Here is a 24,750-nt window from a genome sequence, read left to right as displayed (position 1 = left end):
GCGGAGGAGAAGACCGGTGACCTACATCATCGCCGAACCGTGCGTGGATGTGCTCGACAAGGCTTGCATCGAGGAATGCCCGGTCGACTGCATTTACGAGGGCAACCGGATGCTCTACATCCACCCCGACGAGTGCGTCGACTGTGGTGCCTGTGAGCCGGTCTGCCCGGTCGAGGCGATCTTCTACGAGGACGACGTGCCAGAGCAGTGGAAGGACTACACCGGCGCCAACTACGAGTTCTTCGAGGAGCTGGGCTCGCCCGGTGGCGCCTCGAAGATCGGCAAGGTCGAGAAGGACGCGACCTTCGTCGCCGCGCAGCCACCGCGCGGCGAGGGCCACTGAACCGGCGGGCGCCGGTCTCGTCGCGGCTGCCGGAGTTCACCTGGGACACCCTGGACGCCGCGGCCGCGCTGGCCGCGGCGCATCCTGAGGGCCTGATCAACCTCTCCATGGGTACGCCGGTCGACCCGGTGCCCGAGGTGATCCGGCGGGCGCTGGCCGACGCGTCCGACGCCCCGGGCTACCCGCTGACCGCCGGGACGCCGGTGCTGCGCGACACGATCGCGGCCTGGGTCGCGCGGGCCTGCGGCGCCGGCGTCGACGGCCTCGGCGTGCTGCCGACGATCGGCTCGAAGGAACTCGTCGCCTGGCTGCCGACCCTGCTCGGGATCGGCCCCGGCGACGTCGTCGTGGTGCCCTCGATCGCCTACCCGACCTACGAGGACGGGGTGCGGCTCGCCGGTGCCACCGTCGTGCGCGCCGACTCGCTGACGGCCGTCGGCCCCACCCCACGCGTACGCCTGGTCTGGGTCAACTCGCCCGGCAACCCGACGGGCCGGGTGCTGCCGGCGGCCCACCTGCGCAAGGTGGTCGACTGGGCCCGGGAGCGCGGCGCGGTGGTCGCCAGCGACGAGTGCTACCTGCCGCTGGGCTGGTCCGCCGAGCCCGTCTCGGTGCTCTCGCCCGAGGTCTGCGGCGGCTCGTACGACGGGGTGCTGGCCGTGCACTCGCTCTCCAAGCGGTCCAACCTGGCCGGCTACCGGGCGGGCTTCGTGGCGGGCGACCCGGCGCTGGTGGCGGAGCTGCTCAAGGTCCGTAAGCACGCCGGGATGATCGTGCCGGCGCCGGTGCAGGCGGCGATGGTGGCCGCGCTGCGCGACGGGCGGCACGCCGACGAGCAGCGGGAGCGCTACCGGGCCCGGCGCGAGGTCCTGCACGCCGCGTTCACCGACGCGGGCTTCACCGTCGAGCACTCCGAGGCCGGGCTCTACCTCTGGCTGACCCGGGGCGAGGACTGCTGGGAGACGGTCGACTGGCTGGCCCGGCGGGGCATCCTCGCGGCCGCCGGCGTCTTCTACGGCCCGGGCGGTCGGCAGCACGTGCGGGTGGCGCTTACCGAGTCCGACGAGCGCGTGGCGGCGGTCGCCGGCCGGCTGCGCGCCTGAGCGCGATGACGACCGACGCGTCGGCGCCGGACCCGGCCGGGCGCTGGGCCGGGGTCCGGGCGGCGGTCGTGGGCACCGGCCTGATCGGCGGTTCCGTCCTGCTCCGGCTGCGCGCGGCCGGCCTGGACGTCGCCGGTTGGGACCCGGACCCGGCGACCCGCCGGCACGCCCGGCGGCAGGGCGTCGAGGCCCCCGAGACGCTCGACGAGGCGGTGGCCGGGCGCCGCGTGGTGCTGCTCTGCGGCCCGCTGCCCACCCTCGCGGACACCCTGCTGCGGGTCGCCCGGGCGGCCCCGCCCGACTGCGTACTGACGGACGTCGGCAGCACGAAGGCCGAGCTGGCGGCCTTCGCCGCCCGGCACGGCCTCGTCGACCGGTTCGTGCCCGGCCACCCGATGGCCGGCGCGGACTCCGCCGGGCTCACCTCCGCCACGGCCGCCCTGCTCGACTCCGCCGCCTGGGTGCTCTGCCCGTCCGACGGCCCGGCGACGCCCGCGTTCCGGTGGCTCGCGGCCCTGGTCGTCGACGTGTTCCGCGCCCGGGTGGTGCCGATGTCCCCGCAGGAGCACGACGAGGCCGCCGCGCTCGCCTCCCACGTGCCGCACCTGCTCGCCGGGGCGCTGGCGGGGGCGGTCCGGCACGCCGCCCTGCGCGACGCGGTCCTCGCGCTCGCCGCCGGCAGCTTCCGCGACGGCACCCGCGTCGCCGGCACCCCGGCCCCGCGTACCGCCAGCATGCTGCTCGGCAACCGCGACCGGGTGCTGGACGGCCTGGCCGGCGTCACCGCCTTCCTCGACCGGCTGGCGGGCGCGCTGCGGGCCGGCGACGCCGCCTCCCTCACCGCCCTGTACGCCGAGGCCGAGGCGACCCGCTCCGCGCTGCTCGCCCGCCCGTTCGACACCTCCGTACGGGAGTTCCCGGCGGTCGGCGACCACGCCGCCGAGGTCGGCTGGCTGCGGCGGCTGGGCGCGGGCGGTGGGCACCTGAGCGCCTGCCGGGTCGCGGGCGGCACGGTCTCCTACACCGCGCACGCCCCGGCGGGCACCGCGCCGGCCTGACCCGCGACCGGCTCCGCCGTGCTCCGGACGGCGGGCGGGTCGGTGGGTGCGCGGTTAGGGTGAGGGCATGGTGGACGGGCCGGTGGTGGCGGTGCGCGGCGAGGCGTACCGGGAGGTGGCTCCGGAGATCGCCCGGTTCGCGGTGACCGCCAGGGCGCGCGACCGCGACCGGGAGGCCACCCTGACCCGGCTGGCCGAGCGGGCCGCCGCCGTCCGGGTGCTGCTCGACGCCGAGGGCACCGGCATCGACCGGCGGGAGACCGGCGAGCTGCGGGTACGGCCGGAGACCCGGCGCTCGGGTGAGCGGGTGGTGGCGTACAGCGGCAGCGTGACCACCACCGTGACGGTCAGCGACTTCACCGCGCTCGGCGAGCTGATGCTGCGCCTGGCCGACCAGGACCAGATCGAGGTGGCCGGGCCGTGGTGGGCGCTGCGGCCGGGCAGCCCGGCCCACCGGGAGGCCCGGCACGCCGCGCTCGCCGACGCCCTGCTGCGGGCCCGCGAGTACGCGGAGGCCCTCGGCGCCCGGGTCACCGCGCTGATCGAGCTGGCCGACGCGGGCGCGGCGGAGCAGCCGATGCTGAGCCGGATGGCGTACGCGGCCGACGGCGCGGAGAGCGCTCCGCCGGAGCTGGAGCTCGACCCGCAGCCGCAGACCGTGCACGCCGCGGTGCACGCCCGGTTCGCGATCAGCGAACCGGTCCTCGGCTGATGGCCGCCGCCCGGGTCGTCGGGACCGACGAGCTGGTGGCACGGGCGCGCGCCCTCGCCGAGGCCGGCCCGCGGCAGCTGCTCGGCATCGCCGGGCCGCCCGGCGCGGGCAAGTCGACGCTGGCGGAGCGGATCGTCGAGGCGGTCGGCCCGACGGCCCGGCTGGTGCCGATGGACGGCTTCCACCTCGCCCAGGCCGAGCTGCGCCGCCTGCGCCGGGCGGAGCGCAAGGGCGCCGTGGACACCTTCGACGCCAACGGCTACGTGTCGACGCTGCGCCGCCTGCGTCGGCTGGAGCCGACGGCGGTCTACGTGCCGGCGTTCCGCCGGGACCTGGAGGAGCCGGTGGCCGGCTCGATCGAGGTGCCGCCGTCGGTGCGGCTGGTGGTCACCGAGGGCAACTACCTGCTGGTGGACGCGACCCCCTGGGACGAGGTGCGGCAGCTGCTGCACGAGGCGTGGTTCCTCGACCTGGACGCCGAGCTGCGGCTGCGCCGGCTGACGGCCCGGCACGAGGCGTACGGGCGGTCGCCGGAACAGGCCCGGGCGTGGGCGACGGGCAGCGACGAGGCCAACGCCGCCCTGGTCGCCGGCACCGCGCACCGCGCCGACCTGGTCGTCCGCCTCGCCGAGCCGCCGCCGACGCCCTGACGAGGATCCGCGCTCAGCCCGTCGCCGTTCTCCCGGCGGCGCCCTGACGGCTGCCCTGACGCGCCCCGGCGCGCTCTGCCGGTGGCCAGGCGGGGTCAGCCGGAGCCGGGCCGGGGTGCCGGGACGCCCCGGCGCAGCAGCCACGCCACCCGCGAGCGTTCCCGGTGGAACTCCGGCGCCTCGGGGTAGCCGCTGTGGTTGCGGATCGGGGGATCCGCTACCTCCCCGTCGCTGGGGTGCAGCGCCTCCGGGTCGCGTACGGGCAGGTCCCGTTCCCCGGCGGTGACCGGCCAGCCGAGCGGGTCGGTGTCGCGCCAGAAGTTGGTCCAGCGGACCCTGTCGCCGGTCGGGGTCAGCGCGTCGGCGAGCACGGGCAGCCGGTCCGGGCCGAAGTAGCCGGGGAAGACCCGCCCGTAGAGCCGGGTCAGCTGGCAGCCGTACGAGAAGAACCAGATCCGCCGGCGTACGCGGGCCGGCAGTTGCAGGAGCACCGCCGCGCAGATCACCGTGCCCTGGCTGTGCCCGGAGAGGATGATCCCGTCCACGCCCCGGGGGTCGTGCTCGGGCAGCGCCAGCAGTCCGGCGACGCGGGTCTGCAACTCGGGTACGGCCCGTTCGGCGTAGCTGGGCGGGGCCAGCGGGTGGGCCGTCCGGGGCCAGAAGGTGCCCACGTCCCAGACCACGCCCACCGAGCGGCGGACGACGTCGTTGCGGTAGACCAGCATGCCCACCGTGGCGATCAGCACCGGCAGCCAGCCGAGCAGACGCCCGCCCATCTCGGAGATCCACTCGACCACCGCCGCTCCGCCGGTCGCCGCCGTGGGGTGCGGTGGGCTGTGGGTGAGCAGGGCGGCGCAGGAGAGGGTCGCCAGCACGAGCGACACGGCCGCGTAGCAGCCGACCAGCCGTACGGCGTGTTCGCCGACCAGTCGGTGCAGCGCGCGCCAGGCGACGACGTCGCGGCAGCGCCGCAGCTCGTGCGCGGAGAGGGGGGCGCCGGTGCGCGCCGTCGCCTCCGCGTACTCGTGGCGGCGCAGGCGCAGGTAGAGCAGCCCGGCCCGGACGACGGTGGCGGCGAGTGCGAGCAGGGCGGCGGCGAAGACGAGCCCGGCCCACAGCACCGGCACCGGGGGCGCGACGGGGGAGGACCCGCCCGTGGCCGGGCCGCCGTTGAGCCGGCCGGTGACCCAGTAGAGCAGCCCGGCGCTGTAAGAGACGCAGAGCATCCAGCCGAAGCCGGCGAGGAGCGCCGGCGCGCGCCCGCCCCAGGCCAGGTCGGTGTGGGGCCCCAGGGGTTGTCGCCCGAGTGGCACCGGCACGCGCGGCAGCAGCAGCCCGGTGGCGGCCAGGGCGACGATCAGCACGACGACGGCCCAGAACTCCAGCGCGGCGGGCGCGGGCGGCAACCCGGGTAGCCACCCGGTGAACCAGGCGAACCCGGGGACGAGCAGCAGGGCGGCCGCCGCCGGCGCGACCAGCGCCCGCCGCCCGGACCGGGCCACCGCGCCGATCGCGATCAGCAGCAGCAACTGTCCCGTGCCCAGCCACGCGACGATCCAGTTCAGGCCGGGCAGCGACCGGCCGGCCGGGCAGGCCGGCGCACCGGCGGCGCGGGCGCAGCCGGGGGCCGGACGCAGGTCGGCCAGGGGCGTACCGGCGGGGCCGTCGGGCAGCAGCAGGATCAGCACCGTGCCGGCCAGCCCGAACCCGGTGAGCGCGGCGACCGTGATGCTCCACCGGCCGAGCGGGGTGGCCCCCGCGCGCCGCGTCAGGCCTGGGCCGGCGAGGGCCACGACCGCGACCACCACGACTGCGGCGAGGGCCGCCACGGTGGACCAGGCGACGACCGCCCGCGCACCCCGGGGCGGGTCCAGGGCGAGGACCACCCCCAGCGGTACGGCGGCGGCGACGACCACGCCGGTGCACAGGTGCAGCACGGCGCCCCTGCGCAGTTGGCCCTCGCCGATCCAGAAGGTGCGGTCCTGCAACGGGTTCCCGGGCGGGCCGGGGGGTGGGTCGGGCGCGGCCGGGCCCGCCTCGGGTTGCTGCGGTCCGTCCGGCGTCGCGTCGGCGGGTCGAGGAACCCTCGGTGGGGGCACCGGTTCGGCGGGCATCTGTGCCTCGTACTGGTAGGTGCGCCAGCTCACCAGGCCGAGCAGGGCCAGCGCGCCGAGGGGCACGATCAGGCCGACGGCCATCGGTCTGGTGCCCTCGCTCCACCAGCCCCGTCCCAGGAACTCCCAGGGGCCCGGGATCCGGCGCAGGCAGTCCTGGTCGACGCACTGCCAGCCCACGAGGTCGACTCCGACGGCGGTGAGGGTGAGGGCGAGGGTGCCGGTGAGGCTCAGGCAGAACAGCCGGATGAACCAGGCCGTGATCCCCGAGGTGCTGTGCCAGCGTTCGGTGCCGGGGTCGGCCGGTACGGACGGCCGGGCGTGCAGCGCGACGTTGGCCAGCGTGAACGGGAGCAGCAACGTCCACAGTGCGCGTTCGACGTCGCGCGCGGTGCGCGCGCCGGAGGTCAACTGCCCCCAGCTGTACGCCTCGACGACGATCGGGTCACCGGGTTCGGCGGTGTGGGAGCGGTAGAAGCCGGTGACCGGGCCGCCCGCGACGAGCCACGGCGGCGGGGGCGCGTCCTCCCCGGGGGCCGGACGCAGGCCGAGGATCTGGCCCGGGGGCGTGTTGGAGACCCCGTGCACGCGCAGTTCGAGAACCCGACCGACCATCCTCGCCCCCTGGTGACGACGTCACCACCCACAGTGCCGGGTGCCGGGTGTGGAATGCCAGGGGTTGGAGGGTGTTTGTGCAGGTGGTGGGCTTGATCGTGGTCAGTCGAGCTGTCGTACGACCCGGGCGGGGTTACCCACGGCGACGACGTTCGCCGGCAGGTCCCTGGTCACCACGGCGCCCGCGCCGACGACGGTGTTCTCGCCGATGGTGACGCCCGCGAGCACGATGGCCCCGCCGCCGAGCCAGACGTTGTCGCCGATGGTGATCGGCTTGGCCGCCTCCCACTTGTCGCGGCGGGGCCCGGGCTCGACGGGGTGGGTGGGGGTGAGCAGTTGCACGTTCGGTCCGATCTGGACGTCGGCGCCGATGGTGATCGGGGCGACGTCGAGGAGGACCGCGTTGAAGTTGACGAAGCTGCGTGGTCCGATTCGGATGTTGCGGCCGTAGTCGACGTACAGCGGTGGCCGGACGTGGGTGCCCTCGCCCACCTCGCCGAGCAGGTCGCGCAGGGCGGCGAGCCGGGTCTCGGGGTCGGCGGCCGGGCTGCCGTTGAAGCGTTCCATCAGCCGCGTCGCCCGGTCCAGGTCGGCGGCGATCTCCGGGCCCTCGGCGATGTAGGGCTCGCCGGCCAGCATGCGTTCCTTCATGGAGGTCACCGGCCGATCATCCCCGATGACGGGGCCCGATCGTTGGCTGGTCCGTCATCTCCGTGTCTTCATTTTGCATACCCGGTATGTAATCCTGATGACTGTCAATGCGTCCATCCCTACAGGTAGTAACGCCCGACAAGGAGGATCCGTTGCAGCGAAGAAGAAAACTGGTCGGTCTCGGTCTGGTGCTCGGCGTGGTGCTCGGCACCCCCGGCATGGCCGTCGCCCAGGCGCCCGCCGATCCGGCCGCCCGTCCCGTCCCGGCCGCGTCGGCCCCGGCGGCGGGCACCGGCAGCCGCCCGGTGACCCTCACCCTGCTCACCGGCGACCGGGTCACCGTCACCGGCTCCCGCGTCAGCGTGCGCCCCGCGCCCGGGCGTGAGGACGTCCGCTTCCTCACCCGACGCGACCGGGGCCACCTCTCGGTGGTGCCCGAGGACGCCGTGGCGCCGATCCGCGAGGGACGGGTCGACCGGCGGCTGTTCGACGTCACCGAGCTGGTCGCCGCCGGCTACGACGACGCCCGGCGCGACCACCTGCCCCTGCTGATCACGGGCGGCAGCGGGGCGGCCCGGCGCTCGACCGTGCCCGGCGGGGTGACGGTCACCCGCGAGCTGCCCGCCGTCGGCGGCCTCGCCGCCACGGCGAGCAAGCGGCGCGCCACGGAGGTCTGGGCGGCGGTCACCGCCGCCGGTGCACGCGTCGGCGCGGCAGGGGGCGCCGACAAGATCTGGCTCGACGGCCGGCGTCAGCTCACGCTCGACCGCAGCGTGCCGCAGATCGGCGCGCCGGAGGCCCACCGGGCCGGATTCACCGGTCGGGGCGTGCGGGTCGCCGTGCTGGACACGGGGATCGACGCCACGCACCCCGACCTGGCCGGCCGGGTGGCCGAGGTGCGCAACTTCACCGAGGAGTCCGCGGCGGGCGACGTGGTCGGGCACGGCACCCACGTGGCCTCGATCGTCGCCGGCAGCGGCGCCGCCTCCGGCGGTCGCCTCCGGGGCGTCGCCCCCGACGCGACGCTGCTCGACGGCAAGGTCTGCGAGACGTACGGCTGCCCCGAGTCGGCGATCCTCGCCGGCATGCAGTGGGCCGCGGTGGAGCAGCGGGCCGACGTGGTCAACCTCAGCCTCGGCGGCTACGACACCCCGGAGGTCGACCCGCTGGAGGAGGCCGTCAACACGCTCACCGCGCAGACCGGCGCCCTCTTCGTGATCAGCGCCGGCAACTCCGGCCGGTTCGCCCCGGTCAGTTCCCCCAGCACCGCCGACGCCGCCCTCTCGGTGGGCGCAGTCGACCGGGACGACAGCCTCGCCGACTTCTCCAGCCGTGGCCCCCGCACCGGTGACGACGCGCTCAAGCCCGACATCACCGCCCCCGGGGTGGACATCGTGGCGGCGCGCAGCCGTGACGGCGTGATCGGCGAGCCGGCCGGCGACGGGTACGTCTCGCTCTCCGGCACCTCGATGGCCGCCCCGCACGTCACCGGCGCGGCGGCGCTGCTGGCCCAGCAGCACGCCGACTGGAAGGCCGACCGGCTCAAGGCCCTCCTGATGTCCTCCGCGAAGCCGCACCCCGAGCTGACCGCGTACGAGCAGGGGGCCGGGCGGGTCGACCTGGCCAGCGCGGTCCGGCAGACGGTGACCAGCGACCCGCCGAGCGTGTCGCTCGGACGGGCACTCTGGCCGCACGACGACGACACCCCGATCACCCGCACCGTGACCTGGCGCAACGACGGCGCCGCCACCGACCTGGAGCTGGCCGTCGAGGCGACCGGCCCGGACGGCAGGCCCGCCCCGGCGGGGATGTTCACCCTCGGCGCGAGCCGCATCAGCGTGCCGGCCGACGGCACGGCGAGCGCCACGATCACCGCCGACACCCGGGTCGACGGCCCGGACGGTCACTACACCGGCCGGATCGTGGCCCGCTCCGGCGGCACGGTGGTGGCCGTGACCCCCGTGGCCGTGCACCGGGAGGTGGAGAGCTACGTCGTGACCGCCCGGCACCTGAACCGGGCCGGCACGGTCGCCAGCGAGTACGGCACCATGCTGGTCGCGCTGGACGGGCTCGACCCGTACGACCTGTACGACCCGGACGGCACCGCCGAGATGCGGGTCCCCAAGGGCCGCTACGGGCTGGTCAGCTTCGTGTACGACGTGGCCGGCGAGGAGGTCACCGCGCTCACCCAGATCGTCCAGCCGGAGCTGGTGGTCGCCGGCGATACGCGGATCACCCTCGACGCCCGCCGGGGCGAGCCGGTCCGGATGAGCGTCCCGCAGCGCTCGGCCACCCCGGCGCTCGTCGTCACCGAGGCGATCTTCCTCGCCGAGACGGGCAGCCACACGTTCGGCATGCTGGGCTCCGACTTCGAGGGCCTGCACACCCTCGGGCTCGGGCAACCGGCGTCCGGTGAGCGGTTCGTCGCCACGGTCAGCAGCCAGTGGGCCGACCTGGAAGCGGCGAGCAGCCCCTACCTCTACGCCCTCAGTGAGGGCGTGCCGGGCCGGATGCCGACCGGCTTCGTCCGGCACTACCGCACGAAGGACCTGGCCACGGTCACCCACCGGTTCAACGGCGGCGACCCGGGGCTGGTCACCGACCGCCTGGTCTTCGCCCAGCGCGAGCCCGACGTGGGCGGCTGGGCGGTCGGCCTGCGTACCGCCACGCCGGGGCAGCGGGTCGAGCACTACAACACGCGGGGCGTGCGCTGGTACTCCGAGCTGGACTTCGGGGTGCCGACCGACGAGGGCTGGGCCGACCTCAAGGCGATCCTCTTCTCCGAGGCGCGCACCCTGCGTCCCGGGCGGCACTACCGGGAGAGCTGGAACAGCGCGCCGTACGGGCCGTCGTTCCCGGCGGCGGGGATCACCCGGCAGGGCGACCGCATCGAGGTGAACCTGCCGCTGCACAGCGACGCCGAGGGGCACCCGGGGGCTCGGTCGCCGACACCGCCCGCACCGCCCTCTACCGCAACGGGGTGCTGGTCGGGGAGAGCGCGGAGCCGGCGTACGGCGGGTTCGACGTGCCGCCGGGCGCGGCCGACTACCGGCTGGAGGTGTCGTCGAAGCGGAGCTTCACCGACCTCGCCACCGAGGTGGCGGCCACGTGGACGTTCCGGTCGCGGCACGTCGGCGGGGACGACCCGGTCGCGCTGCCGGCGTCGGCGATCCGGTTCGCGCCCCGGCTGTACCGGGACAACGCCGCCCCGGCGGGCCGGAGCTTCGTGATCCCGGTCGAGGTGCAGCGGCAGCCGGGCGCGCCCAGGGCCCGGATCGCCGCGCTGACCGTCGACGCCTCCTACGACGGCGGGAAGACCTGGCAGCGGGCCCGGGTCCGCCCCGGCGGGGACGGCTGGACGGCCACCGTGCGGCACCCCGACGGCGCCGGGTACGTCTCGCTGCGGGCCACCGCCCGGGACACCGCCGGCAACACGGTCACCCAGCGCGTCATCCAGGCGTACCGCCTGCGCTGAGGCGTACCCCCGCCGGGCCCGCGGCCGATCGCGGGCCCGGCGGGGGCGACCCGTCAGTCGTTGGCGTGCAGCGCGGCGTTCAGCTCGATGCCCCGGCCCGCGCGCTGCTTCGCCTCCAGCGCACCGGTCACCGAGTTGCGCCAGAACAGCAGGTTGTCCACCCCGGACAGCTCGCGGGCCTTGACCACCCGGCCGTCCGGCAGGGTGATCTTGGAGGCGGCGGTGATGTAGCAGCCGGCCTCCACCATGCAGTCGTCGCCGAGCGAGATGCCCACGCCCGCGTTCGCGCCGATCAGGCTGCGTTCGCCGATGCGGACCTTGTCGGTGCCGCCGCCGGAGAGGGTGCCCATGATCGAGGCGCCGCCGCCGATGTCGGAGCCGTCGCCGACCACCACGCCCTGCACGATCCGCCCCTCGACCATGGAGGTGCCGAGCGTGCCGGCGTTGAAGTTGCAGAAGCCCTCGTGCATGACCGTCGTGCCGGCCGCCAGGTGCGCGCCGAGCCGGACCCGGTCGGCGTCGGCGATCCGCACGCCCGACGGCACCACGTAGTCGGTCATCCGGGGGAACTTGTCCACCCCGTACACGGCCAGGTGGCGGCCGGCGGCCCGTTCGATGACCCGCAGCTCGTCCACGCGCTCCGGCGGGCACGGCCCGGCGGAGGTCCAGGCCACGTTCGCCAGCTTGCCGAAGATGCCGTCGAGGTTGAGCTCGTTGGGTCGCACCAGGCGGTGGGAGAGCAGGTGCAGCCGCAGGTACGCGTCGGCCGCGTCCTTGATCGGGTCGTCCAGCGAGTCGATCACGGTGACCACCTGGACGGTACGCAGCCCGGGCAGCGCCCGGTCGCCGACCGCTCCCGGCGGCAGGTCCAGCACGTCCGCCTCGTCCTCGCCGGCGACCAGCGGCAGCTTGCCGAGGCCCAGCTTGCCGGTCGGGTACCAGGTGTCGAGCACCTGGTCGTCAGCGGTCACGGTGGCCAGGCCGATGCCCCAGGCGGATTCGGACGTCACTGATTCACCTCTCGTTCGTGGCTGCCGGGCGGGCGGGTCACCGGGTGCCCCGCGCGACCGCGCGCTCTGACGCCGGCCGCCCGGAACGCTCGCTCCTCACACGCCCGACCTGACGGTACCGTGCGAACCATGGAGAACCCGCTGACCCCCGAGGTCCTGGCCGATCCGGTGGCGCTGACCCGAGCGCTGGTCGACATGGAGTCCGTGTCCCTCAACGAGAAGGCGATCGCCGACTGCGTGGAGCAGGTGCTGCGGGGCGTACCGCACCTGACCACGTACCGGCACGGCAACACGGTGATGGCCCGGACCGACCTGGGCCGCGACCAGCGGGTGGTGCTCGCCGGTCACTTGGACACGGTGCCGCTGAACAACAACTTCCCGTCGACCATGCGCGGCGACCTGATGTACGGCTGCGGCACCTCCGACATGAAGTCCGGGGTGGCGTACGCGCTGCACCTGGCCGTGAGCCTGCCCGACCCGCGCTACGACGTGACGTACTTCTTCTACGAGGCGGAGGAGATCGAGTCGAAGTACAACGGCCTCTTCCTGGTCGCCGAGGCGCACCCGGAGTGGCTGGAGGCGGACTTCGCGCTGCTGCTGGAGCCGACGTACGGCATCGTCGAGGCCGGGTGCCAGGGCACCATGCGCTCGGTCGTCACCACCACCGGCGTACGCGCCCACTCGGCCCGCTCCTGGCACGGCGTGAACGCGATCCACGCGGCCGGCGAGGTGCTCGACCGGCTGGCCAACTACGAGGCGCGGCGGGTCACCATCGACGGCTGCGACTACCGCGAGGGGATGAACGCGGTCCGCATCCACGGCGGCGTGGCCGGCAACGTGGTGCCCGACCGGTGCGAGGTCGAGGTCAACTACCGCTTCGCGCCGGACCGGACCCCGGCCGAGGCCGAGGCGCACCTGCGCGAGGTCTTCGCCGGCTTCGACGTGCGGGTCACGGACTCGGCCGCCGGCGCCCCGCCCGGGCTGGAGGCGGCACCCGCCAAGGAGTTCGTGGCGGCGGTGGGTGCCAAGCCGATCGGCAAGCTGGGCTGGACGGACGTGGCCCGGTTCGCCGCGATGGGCGTCCCGGCGCTGAACTTCGGCCCCGGCGACCCGAACCTGGCCCACCACCCGGACGAGCACGTCGAGATCAGCAAGATCCGGGACGGTGCCGCCACGCTGCACCGCTGGCTCGCCTCCGCCTGACGCCCGGGGCGGGTGGCCTCCTCGCATGGACGGAGGGTCCGCGTCGGACGACGCGGACCCTCCGCTCACGGTGCTGCCGGTGCGGGTCAGACGGTGGTGGACGCCTCGGCGGTGGGCCGGGCGTCGGTCTGGCCGCCCTGATCGGTGGACGGTTCCATCAGGCGGGCGCGGCGGCGCTCGGCCACCACGTCGCGGATGCGGCGCTGCATCTGCCGCCGGATCCGGATCATCTCGCTGTTGCTGATCACGCTGACTCCTCCCCCGAAGGCGCGCGCCGGGGCATACCCGGTATGTGAATAGTAAGACGTCCGTGCGACCGAATTAGTTGCCCAAGATCGGAAAATTTTCTCCGGTCACCGCCGCGGCGCGCCGCCGTCCTCCGCGCCGCCGTCCTCGGGCTCGTCGCCGGGCGTCGCCCGATAGCCGCCTCCGCCGGTCGGCGCAGGTCCGGCTCGTGGTGCCCGCACCTGGCGGGTGCCGCTCCACTACGGTGGCTCCCATGGGTCAGAGCAACGGGCGGGAGGCCGGCCGCCAGCCGGGACAGGAACGGCACCGGGGGGCCGTGACGCTGCGTCGACAGGCGATCACGAGCAGCACGGCGGACCAGCGCCTGCTCGATTCGCGGGGGCGGAGCGACTGGAAGACCAAGGACGCCTGGCGGGCGCTGCGCATCCTCTCCGAGTTCGTCGAGGGCTTCGACACCCTCGCCGACCTGCCCCCGGCGGTCAGCGTGTTCGGCTCCGCCCGCAGCCGGCCGGAGAGCCCGGAGTGCCAGCTGGCCGAGGCGCTGGGCGCCGCCCTGGCCCGGGCCGGCTACGCGGTGATCACCGGTGGCGGGCCGGGCGTGATGGAGGCGGCCAACCGGGGCGCCAGCGAGGCCGGCGGGCTCTCGGTCGGTCTCGGCATCGAGCTGCCCTTCGAGCAGGGCCTCAACGAGTGGGTCGACCTGGCCATCGACTTCCGCTACTTCTTCGCCCGCAAGACCATGTTCGTCAAGTACGCCCAGGCGTTCGTCGTGCTGCCCGGCGGGTTCGGCACCATGGACGAGCTGTTCGAGGCGCTGACCCTGGTGCAGACCGGCAAGGTCACCCGCTTCCCCGTGGTGCTGATGGGCGCGGAGTACTGGAGCGGCCTGCTCGACTGGCTGCGCGACACGATGGCCGCCGACGGCAAGATCGGCCCGGTCGACCTGGAGCTGATCTGCGTGACCGACGACGTCGACGCGGCCGTCCGGCACATCGTGGAGGCCGAGGCCGCGCTCAACGTCGAGCAGGAGGCGGTCCGCGAGGAGGCCGTCGCCGTGACCGCCGCCGACCAGCAGGCCGCCGCCGAGGCGGGCGACGAGAGGCGGGAGCGCTGATGGCGGCGATCTGCGTGTTCTGCGCCTCCTCCCGTACGCTCGACCAGCGCTGGCTGGACCTCGCGGCCGAGACGGGCGCGGAGATCGCCCGGCGCGGGCACACGCTCGTCAGCGGCGGCGGGTGCGTCGGCATGATGGGCGCGCTGGCGGACGGGGCGCGGGCCGCCGGCGGTCGGACGGTCGGGGTGATCCCGCAGTCGCTGGTCGACCTGGAGGTCGCCGACCTGGCGTCGGACGAGCTGCTGATCACCGACTCGATGGCCAGCCGCAAGACCGTCATGATCGACAAGTCGGACGCTTTCCTCACCCTGCCGGGCGGGCTCGGCACCCTCGACGAGCTGTTCGAGGTCTGGACGACCGCGACCCTCGCCCTGCACGCCAAGCCGATGGTGCTGGTCGACACCGACGGTTTCTACCGCCCGGTGCTCGACTGGCTGGGCGCGTTGGCCGACCAGACCTTCCTCAAGCCCGCCGGCCTGGGCCTGCTCACCGTGACCGACACGGTTCCCGCCGCCCTGGACGCCGTGGAACGCCAGCTGACCTGACCCCACCCCAGCCGCCCCGTGTCCCGCGCCGGAAGAGGGCGGGGTGGCGGGGCGGGGGTGTCGTACCGGCGTGGTGGGATGGGCGGATGCAGGCGTACCGGCTGGTGCGCCGGCCTGCCGAGGCGGTCCGGGGGGACCAGCGGCCCGGCGGGCCGGCCCGGGGGGACGGTCGGTCCGAGGGGCCGACCGGGGACGAGCGGCGCTCCGAGGGGCCGACCGGCGGCCAGCGGAGCTCCGGCGAGCCCACGGGCGCGCGGCGGGCGGCGGCGCGGCTGAGCGATCCGCACCAGGCCGAGATCGTGGCGCACACCGACGGGCCGATGCTGGTGCTCGGCGGTCCCGGCACGGGCAAGACCGCCACGCTGGTCGAGGCGGTCGCCGCCCGGGTCGCCGAGGGCGTCGACCCGGAGCGGATCCTGGTGCTCACCTTCGGCCGCCGGGCCGCCACCGCGCTACGCCAGCGGATCGAGGCCCGGGTCGCCGAGGACGGCCACCGCGTGCTGCGCGAGCCGCTGGTGCGCACCCTTCCGGCGTACGCCTTCGGGCTGCTGCGCCGGGCCGCGGCCGAGCGCGGCGAGCCGTCGCCCCGGCTGCTCACCGGCCCGGAACAGGATCTGATCATCCGTGAGCTGCTCGACGTGGTCGGCGAGGAGCCCGACGACGACCCGGTCGGCTGGCCGGAGGACCTGCGCCCCGCGCTGCGCACCCGGGCCTTCGCGGCGCAGCTGCGCGACCTGCTGATGCGCGCCGCCGAGCGGGGCGTGGGCCCCGTCGAGCTGGCCCGGCTGGGCGAGAAGCTCGGCCGCGCCGACTGGCCCGCCGCCGCCCGCTTCCTGCGGGAGTACGTGGCCGTGCTCGCCCTGCGTGACGTCAGCAACCGGGGTTCCGTCGCGTACGACCCGGCCGAGCTGGTGCGGGCCGCCACCGGGATGCTGCTCGACGATCCCGAGCTGCTCGCGGCCGAGCGCCGGCGGCTGGCGTACGTCTACGTCGACGAGCTGGCCGACACCGACCCGGCCCAGCAGGACCTGCTCGCGACGGTGGCGGGCGGCGGCAAGCCCCTGGTCGCGTTCGCCGACCCGGATTCGTCCACGTACGCCTTCCGTGGCGCGGACCCGGCGGGGGTGACCACGTTCCCGCACCGGTTCCGCACCGCCTCCGGAGCCCCCGCGGCCCAGGTGGTGCTGACCACCTCCTACCGGGCCGGTGCCCGGCTGCTCGCCGCGTCGGGCCGGCTGGCGCGGCGGCTGCGCGGCCCGGCGGCGCACCGCCGGCTGCACCCGCTGCCCGACGCGCCGCCCGGCGCGGTGGAGGTACGCACCTTCCGCTCGGCCACCAGCGAGGCGGCCTGGCTGGCGCACGCGCTGCGCGAGGCGCACCTGCTCGGCGGCGTGCCCTGGTCGGAGATGGCGGTGCTGGTGCGCTCCACCGGGCGGCAGCTGCCCTCGTTGCAACGCGCCCTGCACGCCGCCGGCGTGCCCACCGTCGTGCACGGCGAGGACCTGCCGCTGCACCTGCAACCGGCGGTCGCGCCGCTGCTGCTCCTGCTGCGCTGCGCCCTGGAGCCCGAGCGGCTCGACGAGGAGGCCGCCGTGGCCCTGCTGCACTCGCCGCTCGGCGGCGCCGATCCGCTGGCCGAGCGGCGCCTGCGGCAGGGGCTGCGGGCCCTGGCGCTGGCCGGCGGCGACCGGCGGCCCTCCGGCGAGCTGATCGTGCGGGCGCTGCGCGATCCGGCCGAGCTGGCCGGGATCGAGCGGCACTGGGCGGAGCCGGCGCAGACGGTGGCCGGCCTGCTGGCCGTCGCCCGGGAGGCCGCCGAACGGCCAGGGGCCACCGCCGAGGACGTGCTATGGGCGGTCTGGCGGGCCAGCGGGCTCGCCGAGCTGTGGTCGGCGGCGACCGGCCGGGGCCAGACGGTGGCCGGCGAGGGCGATGTCGCGCGGCGTCGCCGCGCCGAGGCGGCCGACCGCGACCTCGACGCCGTGATGGTGCTGTTCGACGCGGCGGCCCGCTTCACCGACCGGCTGCCCGGCGCGCGTACGGAGGTCTTCCTCGACCACGTCCTCGCGCAGGACCTGCCGGCCGACACCCTCGCCCCGACCGCCGACCGGGGGGAGGCGGTGCGCCTGCTCACCGCCCACGCCGCGAAGGGACTGGAGTGGGATCTCGTGGCGGTCGCCGGGGTGCAGGAGGGCGTCTGGCCCGACCTGCGGCTGCGCGGCAGCCTGCTCGGCTCGGAGCGTCTGGTCGACGTGCTCGCCGGCCGCACGGCCGGGGCCGGCAGGGTGGCCACCCTGGTCGGGCAGAGCTCGGCGCTGCTCGACGAGGAGCGGCGGCTGTTCCACGTCGCGGTCACCCGGGCCCGACGACGGCTGCTGGTCAGCGCGGTCGCCTCCGCCGCGGTCGGCGGCGACGACCACGAGGAGCAGCCGAGCCGCTTCCTCTACGAGCTGGGCCCGACCGACCCGCCCGCGCCGCCCGCCCCACCCTCCCCGGGCGACGGCCCTCCGCCGCCCGGCGACGGCCCTGACGGCCCCGACCCGGCCCGGCCCGATCGGGACGCGCCACAGCGGCCGGGCGCCGGAGGGAGCGCCGACGCCGACGAGGAACCGGACCGGCCGGGCGCGTTGCCGGTGAGCCGGCCACCCCGGGCGCTGACCCTGCCGGCGCTGGTGGCGGAGCTGCGTACGGCCGTCAGCGACCCCGCCGCGCCGTACGCCCGGCGGCAGGCGGCGGCTGCCGAGCTGGCCCGGCTCGCCGCCGCCGGGGTGGCCGGCGCGCACCCGGACGACTGGTGGGGGCTGCGGCAGCTCTCCGACGACCGCCCGCTGGTCGACGAGGGGGCGCCGGTCCGGGTCACCCCGTCGGCGATGGAGAGCGCGCTGCGGTGCAGCCTGCGCTGGCTGCTGGAGCGGCACGGCGGCAGCCCGCCGGCCAGCGCCGCCCAGGGGGTCGGCAACCTGGTGCACGCCGCCGCGATGCTCGCCGAGGACGCCAGCGCCGACCGTGGGGCGCTGCTGGACTACGTCGCCGCCCGGTTCGACGCGATCGAGCTGGCCGCCCGCTGGATGGTCGGGCCGGAACGCAGCCGCGCCGAGGCGATGGTGGACAAGCTGCTGCGCTGGCTGGCCGCCAACCCGCGCCGGCTGCTCGCCATCGAGCACGAGTTCGCCGTACGCCTCGACGACCCGCAGCGGCCGGTCGAGTTGGCCGGCCGGGTGGACCGGCTGGAGGTCGACGAGGACGGCCGGCTGGTCGTGATCGACCTGAAGACCGGCAAGTCCACGGCGGTCACGGCCCACGACCTCGCCGAGCACCCGCAGCTCGGCGCCTACCAGGCGGCGGTGGAGGCGGGCGCCTTCGCCGACTTCGGCGAGGAGTCCGGCGGGGCGGCCCTGGTGCAGCTCGGCACGGGTGCGAAGGACGCGAAGGAGCAGAGCCAACCGCCGGCCGGGGAGGGCCCGGAGGCCGGCTGGGCGACCGCGCTGGTGCGGCGCACCGCCGATACGATGGCTGCCGCCACCTTCGCCGCCGTCGCCAACTCGAAGTGCCGGGTCTGCCCGGTGCGGACGAGCTGCCCGGTCTCCGGGCAGGGCCGCCAGGTGGTCGAGCCGCCGACCGCCCGCCGCCCGGAGACGCCTTGACGCAGCCCGCCCTGTTCAGCGGCGCGACCCCGGCGCCCCGGGTCGCCGACGCCGGTCCCCGGTACACGCCGGTGGAGCTGGCGAAGCTGCTGCGGCTGCCCGCGCCGACCCGGGAGCAGGCGGCGATCATCGCGGCCCCCGTGGAGCCGCTGCTGGTGGTCGCGGGCGCCGGCTCGGGCAAGACCGAGACGATGGCGGCGCGGGTGGTCTGGCTGGTCGCCAACTCGTACGTGCGGCCGGAGCAGGTGCTCGGGCTCACCTTCACCCGCAAGGCCGCCGGGGAGCTGGCGCACCGGGTGCGTACGCGGCTGGACCAGTTGGTGCGCCGGCTCGGGCGGCGGGGGCGCGACCCGCTCGACGACCCGCTGGCGGGGGAGCCGACGGTCTCCACCTACCACTCGTACGCGGGCCGGATCGTCACCGAGCACGGGCTGCGGGCCGGCTACGAGCCGTCCACCAGGCTGCTCACCGAGGCGTCCCGCTGGCAGCTGGTCGACCTGCTCGTGCGCAACTACGACGGCGACATGTCCGAGGTGGACCGGATGCCGAGCACCGTCACCGACGCGGTGCTGGCGCTCGCCGGGGAGCTCGACGAGCACCTGGTCGACCCGGACGCGCTGGCCGCGTGGACGGGCCGCTTCTTCGCCGAGGTGCAGGCGCGGCCCGGCCGGGTCTACGCCGACGTGCGCAAGGCGCTGCAACTCCAGCAGACCCGCCTGAAGCTGCTCCCGCTGGTGCGCGCGTACGCCCGGCGCAAGGAGGACTTCGAGGCGATGGACTTCGCCGACCAGCTCGCCCGGGCGGCCCGGGTGGCCCGGGACCACCCGGGCGTCGGCGAGATCGAGCGCGACCGCTTCCGGGTGGTGCTGCTCGACGAGTACCAGGACACCAGCCACGCCCAGGTGGTGCTGCTCAACGCGCTCTTCGGCGGCGGGCACCCCGTGACGGCGGTCGGCGACCCGTGCCAGTCGATCTACGGCTGGCGCGGGGCGAGCGCCGGCACCCTGGACCGCTTCCCCACGGAGTTCGCCCGCCCCGACGGCGCGCCGGCCGAGGTGCTCAGCCTCACGACGAGCTGGCGCAACCGGCCCGAGATCCTCGGCGTCGCCAACGCCCTGGCCACCCCGCTGCGGGCCGCCGGCGCCCGGGTGCCGGAGCTGCACGCGGCGATGAGCGTCCGGGAGCCGGTCCCGCACCGCAGCGCCCGTGGTGCCGCCGGCGGCACCGTCCACTGCGCCCTGCTGCGGACGTACGCCGACGAGGCCGACTGGATCGCCGACAGCGTGCTGCACGCCTGGCGGGGGGCGGCGGGGATGCCCGGCGTGCTGCCCGAGCACATCCCGGTGCCGCTGCGGCCCACGACCGCCGTGCTCGTCCGGCTGCGCAGCCAGATCCCGGCGATCGAGTCGGCGCTGCGCGAGCGCGGCCTGCCCGTCGAGGTGGTCGGCCTGGGTGGCCTGCTGGACACCCCCGAGGTGCGCGACGTGGTGTGCACGCTGCGGGTGCTGGCCGACCCGACGGACGGGGCCGCGCTGCTGCGCCTGCTGACCGGCGCGCGCTGGCGGATCGGCCCCCGTGACCTGGTGGCCCTGCACCGCCGGGCGAAGGCCATCGCGGCGGCCCGGCGCAAACTCGCCGACGACGGCACCCCCGAGATCAGCCCGGACCTGCTCGACGAGGCGACCCTGGTGGAGGCGCTGGCCGACCTCGGCCCGGCGCAGGCGTACTCGGCGGAGGGCTACGCGCGGCTGCGCGCGTACGCCCGGGAGCTGGGCCTGCTGCGCTACCGGCTGGACCAGTCCCTGCCGGAGCTGATCGCGGACATCGAGCGGACGATCGGCCTGGACGTGGAGGTGGCGGTGCGGGCGGGCCGGGACGGGGCCGGCGACGCCGGCCTGGCCCGGGGCCACCTGGACGCGCTCGGCGACGTGGCCGCCCGGTTCAGCGGGGAGACGCCGGGGGCCACCCTGTCGGGGTTCCTGGCCTACCTGGCTGCCGCCGAGGACGAGGAGCGCGGCCTCACGCCGGGCGAGGTGGAGGTGGTCGAGGGCGCGGTGCAGATCCTCACCGCGCACGCCGCCAAGGGCCTGGAGTGGGACGTGGTGGCGGTGGCGGGGCTGAGCCGGGGCGTCTGGCCGGGCCCGGTGCGCAACTCCGACCACTGGCTCGGCGGGCTGGGCGTGCTGCCGTTCCCGCTGCGCGGCGACGCCGACGGGCTGCCCGAGCTGGGCCTGGCCGAGGCCGGGGACCAGCGGGGGGTGGCCCGGGCAGTGGAGGACTTCACCGACGCCTGGCGGGCGCACGACGAGCGGGAGGAGCGCCGGCTGGCGTACGTGGCGGTGACCCGTCCCCGGCGGCTGCTGCTCTGCTCCGGCTACTGGTGGGGGGAGGGCACCAAACGGCCGCGCGGCCCGTCGGTGCTGCTGCGGGAGGTGCACGACGCCTGCCTGGACGGGGGCGCGGGGCACCTGGTCGACGAGTGGGCGCCGGAGCCGCCGGGCGACGCGGTCAACCCGACGACCGAGGTGGTGCTGCGCGCCGAGTGGCCGGCGGACCCGCTGGGCGCCCGCCGGCCGGCGCTGGCCGAGGCGGCCACCCTGGTCCGCCGCTTCCTCACCGACGGCGACCCGGTCACCCGCCCACTGCCCGACGGCGACCCGGCCGAACCGACGCTGTCCGGCGGCGACCGGGCCGCCCGTCCGCTGGCCGGCGGCGACGACACCGCCGGGGCGGGCGCGGCCCCGTCGGTGGGCGACGCGGACGTGGCGCGGTGGCGACGGGAGGCCGATCTGCTGCTCGCCGAGCGGGCCGAGCTGACCCGGCAGTCCGGCGCGATCGAGGTGGCGCTGCCCGGCCAGTTGTCGGTCACCCAGCTGGTGGCGCTGCGCCGCGATCCGGCGGCGCTGGCCCGCGCGCTGCGCCGCCCGGTGCCCACCGAGCCCAACCCGTACGCCCGCCGGGGCACCGCCTTCCACACCTGGCTGGAGCAACGCTTCGGCGCCGACCGGCTGCTCGACCTGGACGAGCTGCCCGGTGCGGCCGACGCGGACGCGGCGCCCGACGAGGCGCTGGCCGAGCTCCAGGAGCGCTTCCTGGCCAGCGAGTGGGCCGACCGGGTGCCGGTCGAGGTGGAGGTGCCCTTCGCCACAGTGATCGCCGACGTGGTGGTCCGGGGGCGGATGGACGCCGTGTTCGCCCGGCCGGGTGGGCGGTTCGACGTGGTGGACTGGAAGACCGGCCGGCAGCCCGCCGGCACCGCCGCCGCCGTGGCCGCCGTGCAGCTCGCGGTCTACCGGCTGGCCTGGGCCGAGCTGGCCGGCGTGCCCGTGGAACGGGTCGGCGCGGCGTTCCACTACGTACGGGACGGGGTCACGGTCCGCCCGGCGGACCTGCTCGACGCGGACGGCCTGACCGCGCTGATCGTCTCCGTACCGGAAATTGCGGCAGACGGTGGTGCTCGGCCGAATCCGTGATAGGTTGGTCGCGTTGCAGTTATGGTTCCCAGAGACTCTGTGTGCGCCTGGAGGATTGTGGCCCAGGCGCTCTTTGTTGTGTCCGGAGTTCTCCGGGCGGGGCGACCAGAAGCGACAAGCGAGCCAGGCAGTTCCGCGTGGCGCGCTCCTCTTCGAGTCCGCAACAAGTGCGGGTTCGACGTTCCGTCAAGGAGACGAAACAAAAATGGCTATTGGCACCGTCAAGTGGTTCAACGCTGACAAGGGCTTCGGCTTCATCACCCCGGACGGCGGCGGCGCCGACGTCTTCGCCCACTTCTCGGCGATCCAGTCCTCCGGCTACCGGAGCCTGGACGAGAACCAGCGGGTCGAGTTCGAGGTGACCCAGGGCCAGAAGGGCCCGCAGGCGGAGAACATCCGCCCGCTCTGATCTTCGGATCTTCCAGGTAACACCCACTGCGCCCTCCGGGCGCGGTGACGGGACCGGCCCGCCGCACCGTCGACCTGCGTGAGCAGGCGGCGAACGGCGGCGGGCCGGGGCCCGTACCCCTTTCGGTTCGTGCTTGTGAGTCACCCGCGGCCTGGTCCGCCGGTGACAGCGCCGCCTCCGGCGCCCTCCCTCGACACGTGCCGCGTCGAGGAAGGCTTCCGCATGACCACTGTCGTACCCTCGTTCGCCCTCACCGGGCTGGCCCCGGCGCTCCTCGCCGAGTTGACCGCCCAGGGCATCACCGAGCCGTTCCCGATCCAGTCGGCGACCCTGCCGGACTCGCTGGCCGGCCGCGACGTGCTCGGCCGGGGCCGCACCGGCTCCGGCAAGACGCTCGCCTTCGGGCTTCCCCTGCTGTCGCGCACCGCCGGCCGCCGGGCCCGCCCGGGCCGACCGCTGGCCCTGGTGCTGGTGCCGACCCGCGAGCTGGCCCAGCAGGTCACCACCGCGCTCGACCCGTACGCCCGCGCCGTCGGGCTGCGCTGCGCCACCGTCGTCGGCGGGCTCTCGCTGCAACGCCAGGCGGACGCCCTGCGCGCGGGCGCCGAGCTGGTCGTGGCCACCCCCGGCCGGCTGCACGACCTGATCAACCGCGGTGACGCCCGGCTGGACCAGGTCGCCATCACCGTGCTCGACGAGGCCGACCAGATGGCCGACATGGGCTTCCTGCCGCAGGTCACCAAGCTGCTGGAGCAGGTCGCCCCGAACGGGCAGCGGATGCTCTTCTCGGCCACCCTCGACGGCGGCGTGGACCGCCTGGTGCGCCGATTCCTCAGCAACCCGGTCTCGCACTCGGTCGACCCGGGCACCGCCACGGTGACCGCGATGACCCACCACGTGTTGCACGTGGACGCGGTGGACAAGCCGACCGCCCTGACCTGGATCGCCGCCCGCGAGGGCCGCACCATCCTGTTCATGGGGACCAAGCACCGTGCCGACCGGCTCGCCCGCCAACTGCTGTCCAAGGGGGTACGCGCGGCCGCACTGCACGGCGGGAAGTCGCAGCCGCAGCGCACCCGGATCCTGGAGCAGTTCCGCACCGGACAGGTGACGGCGCTGGTCGCCACCGACGTGGCGGCCCGGGGCATCCACGTCGACGGGCTGGACATGGTGGTCAACGTGGACCCGCCCACCGAGGCGAAGGACTACCTGCACCGTGGTGGGCGTACCGCCCGGGCGGGGGAGTCCGGCACGGTGGTCACCCTCGTCCTGCCGGAGCAGCGCCGGGACGTGTCCCGGCTGATGTCGACCGCCGGCATCCGTCCCGAGTCCGTCCAGGTGCGTCTCGGCGACGAGTCCCTGGCCCGGGTGACCGGTGCCCGGGAGCCGTCCGGCGTGCCGGTGACGATCGCGCCGCCGCCGCAGGCCGCCTCCTCCGGGGGCCGGTCGACCGGCCGGGGCGGTGAGGGCGGTCGTGCCGGCGAGGGCGCTCGGGCTCCGCACCGCGCCTCGGGGCGGCCGCGCCGCTCCCGCCGTCCCCGCGCCCCGCACGCCTCCTGATCGACGTCCTCCCCGCTCCTCCCACCGGCTCCGGGCACCCGTGCCCGGAGCCGGCTGAGTCTGGAATCAGCACATGTTGCGTCCGATCGGCGGCTGTTTCCGTCGCCCCGGGTGGTGAAGGCTTGGTGCGGGGGAAGATCCGGGCGGAAGCGCCCGGCGGGGAGGGGTGACCATGGTGGGCGACGCCGGCTCGGGCGCGGCGCGGGAACTGCTGCTGGTGCTCGCGGTGGCGCTGGCCGGGCTGTTGCTCGCGGTGGTCGCGGTGTTCACACCGTGGCACGCGGCCCCGGACGGGGCCGCGCCCGCCGCTCCCGTCGAGCTGCGCAGCCCGACGGAGCAGCCGGCCACCACCGCCGACTGACCGTCAAGAGGCCCCGCCTGCCCGCCTTGACCAGCTCGCCGCCGACCGGAGCCGAGGCGGCGACGGCGAGCATGGCCCGAAGCGCGTAGTCGCTGCGCGCGGAGACGTACACGTCACTGACCCGCCTGGTCCAGCACGCCCCAGCGCCGCCGGATCGCCTTGTCCGCCGCCCCGAACGCGGCGTCGACCACCAGGCCCAGCACCAGGATCACGATCATCGTGGAGATCAGCCAGGGCGAGTCGGAGAGTTCCCGTGAGTAGGTCAGCTGCGCGCCCAGCGAGGTCTGCGAGATGCCGACCACGATCAGTTCGCCGGCCATCAGGCTGCGCGAGGAGAACGCCCAGCCCTGCTTGAGGCCGGCCACAATGGCCGGCAGCGCGGCGGGCGCGATGACGTACCGGTACAGGTTCAGCCCTCGGGCGTCGAGGTTGCGGCCGGCCCGCGGCACCCGGGGCGCCGGCCG

At 75.6% G+C, this 24,750-nt stretch carries 18 protein-coding genes and 1 pseudogene; 14 read left to right on the top strand and 5 right to left on the bottom strand.

Annotated features, from left to right (window positions below; all coding sequences use genetic code 11):
- Window positions 1-16: 16 nt before the first annotated feature.
- The 5 genes from fdxA to CLT72_RS16925 all read left to right on the top strand — a co-directional run bounded on the left by fdxA (window position 17) and on the right by CLT72_RS16925 (window position 3,866).
- Complete coding sequence (gene fdxA, locus CLT72_RS16945; RefSeq protein ID WP_091422126.1) at window positions 17-343, top strand: ferredoxin; 327 nt, start codon at window positions 17-19, stop codon at window positions 341-343.
- Complete coding sequence (dapC, locus tag CLT72_RS16940) at window positions 340-1,446, top strand: succinyldiaminopimelate transaminase (RefSeq protein ID WP_101415228.1); 1,107 nt, start codon at window positions 340-342, stop codon at window positions 1,444-1,446. The genes fdxA and dapC overlap by 4 nt, the downstream gene beginning before the upstream one ends.
- A 5-nt stretch (window positions 1,447-1,451) precedes the next feature.
- The gene (locus CLT72_RS16935; RefSeq protein ID WP_101412664.1) at window positions 1,452-2,504 is read left to right on the top strand and encodes a prephenate dehydrogenase/arogenate dehydrogenase family protein; all 1,053 of its coding nucleotides are present in this window, start codon (window positions 1,452-1,454) and stop codon (window positions 2,502-2,504) included.
- Window positions 2,505-2,571: 67 nt separating this feature from the next.
- Window positions 2,572-3,216, top strand: a complete 645-nt coding sequence (locus tag CLT72_RS16930; protein WP_101412663.1) for an SIMPL domain-containing protein — start codon at window positions 2,572-2,574, stop codon at window positions 3,214-3,216.
- On the top strand, window positions 3,216-3,866 hold the full coding sequence (locus CLT72_RS16925) for a nucleoside/nucleotide kinase family protein (RefSeq protein WP_101412662.1): 651 nt from the start codon (window positions 3,216-3,218) through the stop codon (window positions 3,864-3,866). The genes CLT72_RS16930 and CLT72_RS16925 overlap by 1 nt, the downstream gene beginning before the upstream one ends.
- A 95-nt stretch (window positions 3,867-3,961) precedes the next feature.
- Here the strand turns inward: CLT72_RS16925 and CLT72_RS16920 are convergent, their stop codons facing one another.
- Both CLT72_RS16920 and CLT72_RS16915 read right to left on the bottom strand, forming a co-directional pair.
- Window positions 3,962-6,595 carry a hypothetical protein gene (locus CLT72_RS16920; protein WP_101412661.1) on the bottom strand — a complete coding sequence of 878 codons (2,634 nt, stop codon included), beginning with the start codon at window positions 6,593-6,595 and terminating at the stop codon, window positions 3,962-3,964.
- A 102-nt stretch (window positions 6,596-6,697) separates the two neighbouring features.
- Window positions 6,698-7,255 carry a sugar O-acetyltransferase gene (locus CLT72_RS16915; RefSeq protein WP_101412660.1) on the bottom strand — a complete coding sequence of 186 codons (558 nt, stop codon included), beginning with the start codon at window positions 7,253-7,255 and terminating at the stop codon, window positions 6,698-6,700.
- A gap of 179 nt (window positions 7,256-7,434) precedes the next feature.
- Here CLT72_RS16915 and CLT72_RS16910 point away from each other — a divergent pair.
- A pseudogene (locus tag CLT72_RS16910) lies at window positions 7,435-10,721 on the top strand (S8 family serine peptidase).
- 53 nt (window positions 10,722-10,774) lie between these two features.
- On the opposite strand, the gene dapD reads toward CLT72_RS16910, so the two are convergent.
- The gene (gene dapD / locus CLT72_RS16905) at window positions 10,775-11,731 is read right to left on the bottom strand and encodes a 2,3,4,5-tetrahydropyridine-2,6-dicarboxylate N-succinyltransferase (RefSeq protein ID WP_101412659.1); all 957 of its coding nucleotides are present in this window, start codon (window positions 11,729-11,731) and stop codon (window positions 10,775-10,777) included.
- Window positions 11,732-11,860: 129 nt separating this feature from the next.
- Between dapD and dapE the strand changes: the two genes are divergently transcribed.
- Window positions 11,861-12,934, top strand: a complete 1,074-nt coding sequence (gene dapE, locus CLT72_RS16900; protein ID WP_101412658.1) for a succinyl-diaminopimelate desuccinylase — start codon at window positions 11,861-11,863, stop codon at window positions 12,932-12,934.
- Between the two features lie 86 nt (window positions 12,935-13,020).
- Here the strand turns inward: dapE and CLT72_RS32330 are convergent, their stop codons facing one another.
- A complete protein-coding gene (locus tag CLT72_RS32330) occupies window positions 13,021-13,182 on the bottom strand; it encodes a hypothetical protein (RefSeq protein WP_172896355.1) in 162 nt (53 codons plus the stop codon).
- A gap of 251 nt (window positions 13,183-13,433) precedes the next feature.
- On the opposite strand from CLT72_RS32330, the gene CLT72_RS16895 reads away from it, so the two are divergent.
- From CLT72_RS16895 to CLT72_RS16865, 7 genes are all read left to right on the top strand, one after another.
- Entirely contained in the window at window positions 13,434-14,294 is an 861-nt protein-coding gene (locus CLT72_RS16895) for an LOG family protein (RefSeq protein ID WP_101412657.1), read from the top strand.
- On the top strand, window positions 14,294-14,839 hold the full coding sequence (locus tag CLT72_RS16890) for an LOG family protein (protein WP_101412656.1): 546 nt from the start codon (window positions 14,294-14,296) through the stop codon (window positions 14,837-14,839). Before CLT72_RS16895 ends, CLT72_RS16890 begins: the two co-directional genes overlap by 1 nt.
- A gap of 86 nt (window positions 14,840-14,925) precedes the next feature.
- Window positions 14,926-18,483 (top strand): ATP-dependent DNA helicase, encoded by a 3,558-nt coding sequence (locus tag CLT72_RS16885; protein WP_199184588.1) that lies wholly within the window; start codon window positions 14,926-14,928, stop codon window positions 18,481-18,483.
- On the top strand, window positions 18,480-21,956 hold the full coding sequence (locus CLT72_RS16880) for an ATP-dependent helicase (protein ID WP_101415226.1): 3,477 nt from the start codon (window positions 18,480-18,482) through the stop codon (window positions 21,954-21,956). Before CLT72_RS16885 ends, CLT72_RS16880 begins: the two co-directional genes overlap by 4 nt.
- Before the next feature lie 205 nt (window positions 21,957-22,161).
- Entirely contained in the window at window positions 22,162-22,365 is a 204-nt protein-coding gene (gene cspE, locus CLT72_RS16875) for a transcription antiterminator/RNA stability regulator CspE (RefSeq protein WP_007464836.1), read from the top strand.
- Between the two features lie 222 nt (window positions 22,366-22,587).
- A complete protein-coding gene (locus CLT72_RS16870) occupies window positions 22,588-23,925 on the top strand; it encodes a DEAD/DEAH box helicase (RefSeq protein ID WP_101412655.1) in 1,338 nt (445 codons plus the stop codon).
- 172 nt (window positions 23,926-24,097) lie between these two features.
- On the top strand, window positions 24,098-24,286 hold the full coding sequence (locus CLT72_RS16865; RefSeq protein ID WP_101415225.1) for a hypothetical protein: 189 nt from the start codon (window positions 24,098-24,100) through the stop codon (window positions 24,284-24,286).
- Between the two features lie 113 nt (window positions 24,287-24,399).
- Here the strand turns inward: CLT72_RS16865 and CLT72_RS16855 are convergent, their stop codons facing one another.
- A complete protein-coding gene (locus tag CLT72_RS16855; RefSeq protein ID WP_250102285.1) occupies window positions 24,400-24,735 on the bottom strand; it encodes an ABC transporter permease subunit in 336 nt (111 codons plus the stop codon).
- Between the last annotated feature and the right edge of the window lie 15 nt (window positions 24,736-24,750).

It is taken from the genome of Micromonospora sp. CNZ309 (assembly GCF_002846525.1).
Note: the sequence above shows the minus strand (reverse complement) of the source record. Positions and strands in the feature narration are given on the sequence as shown.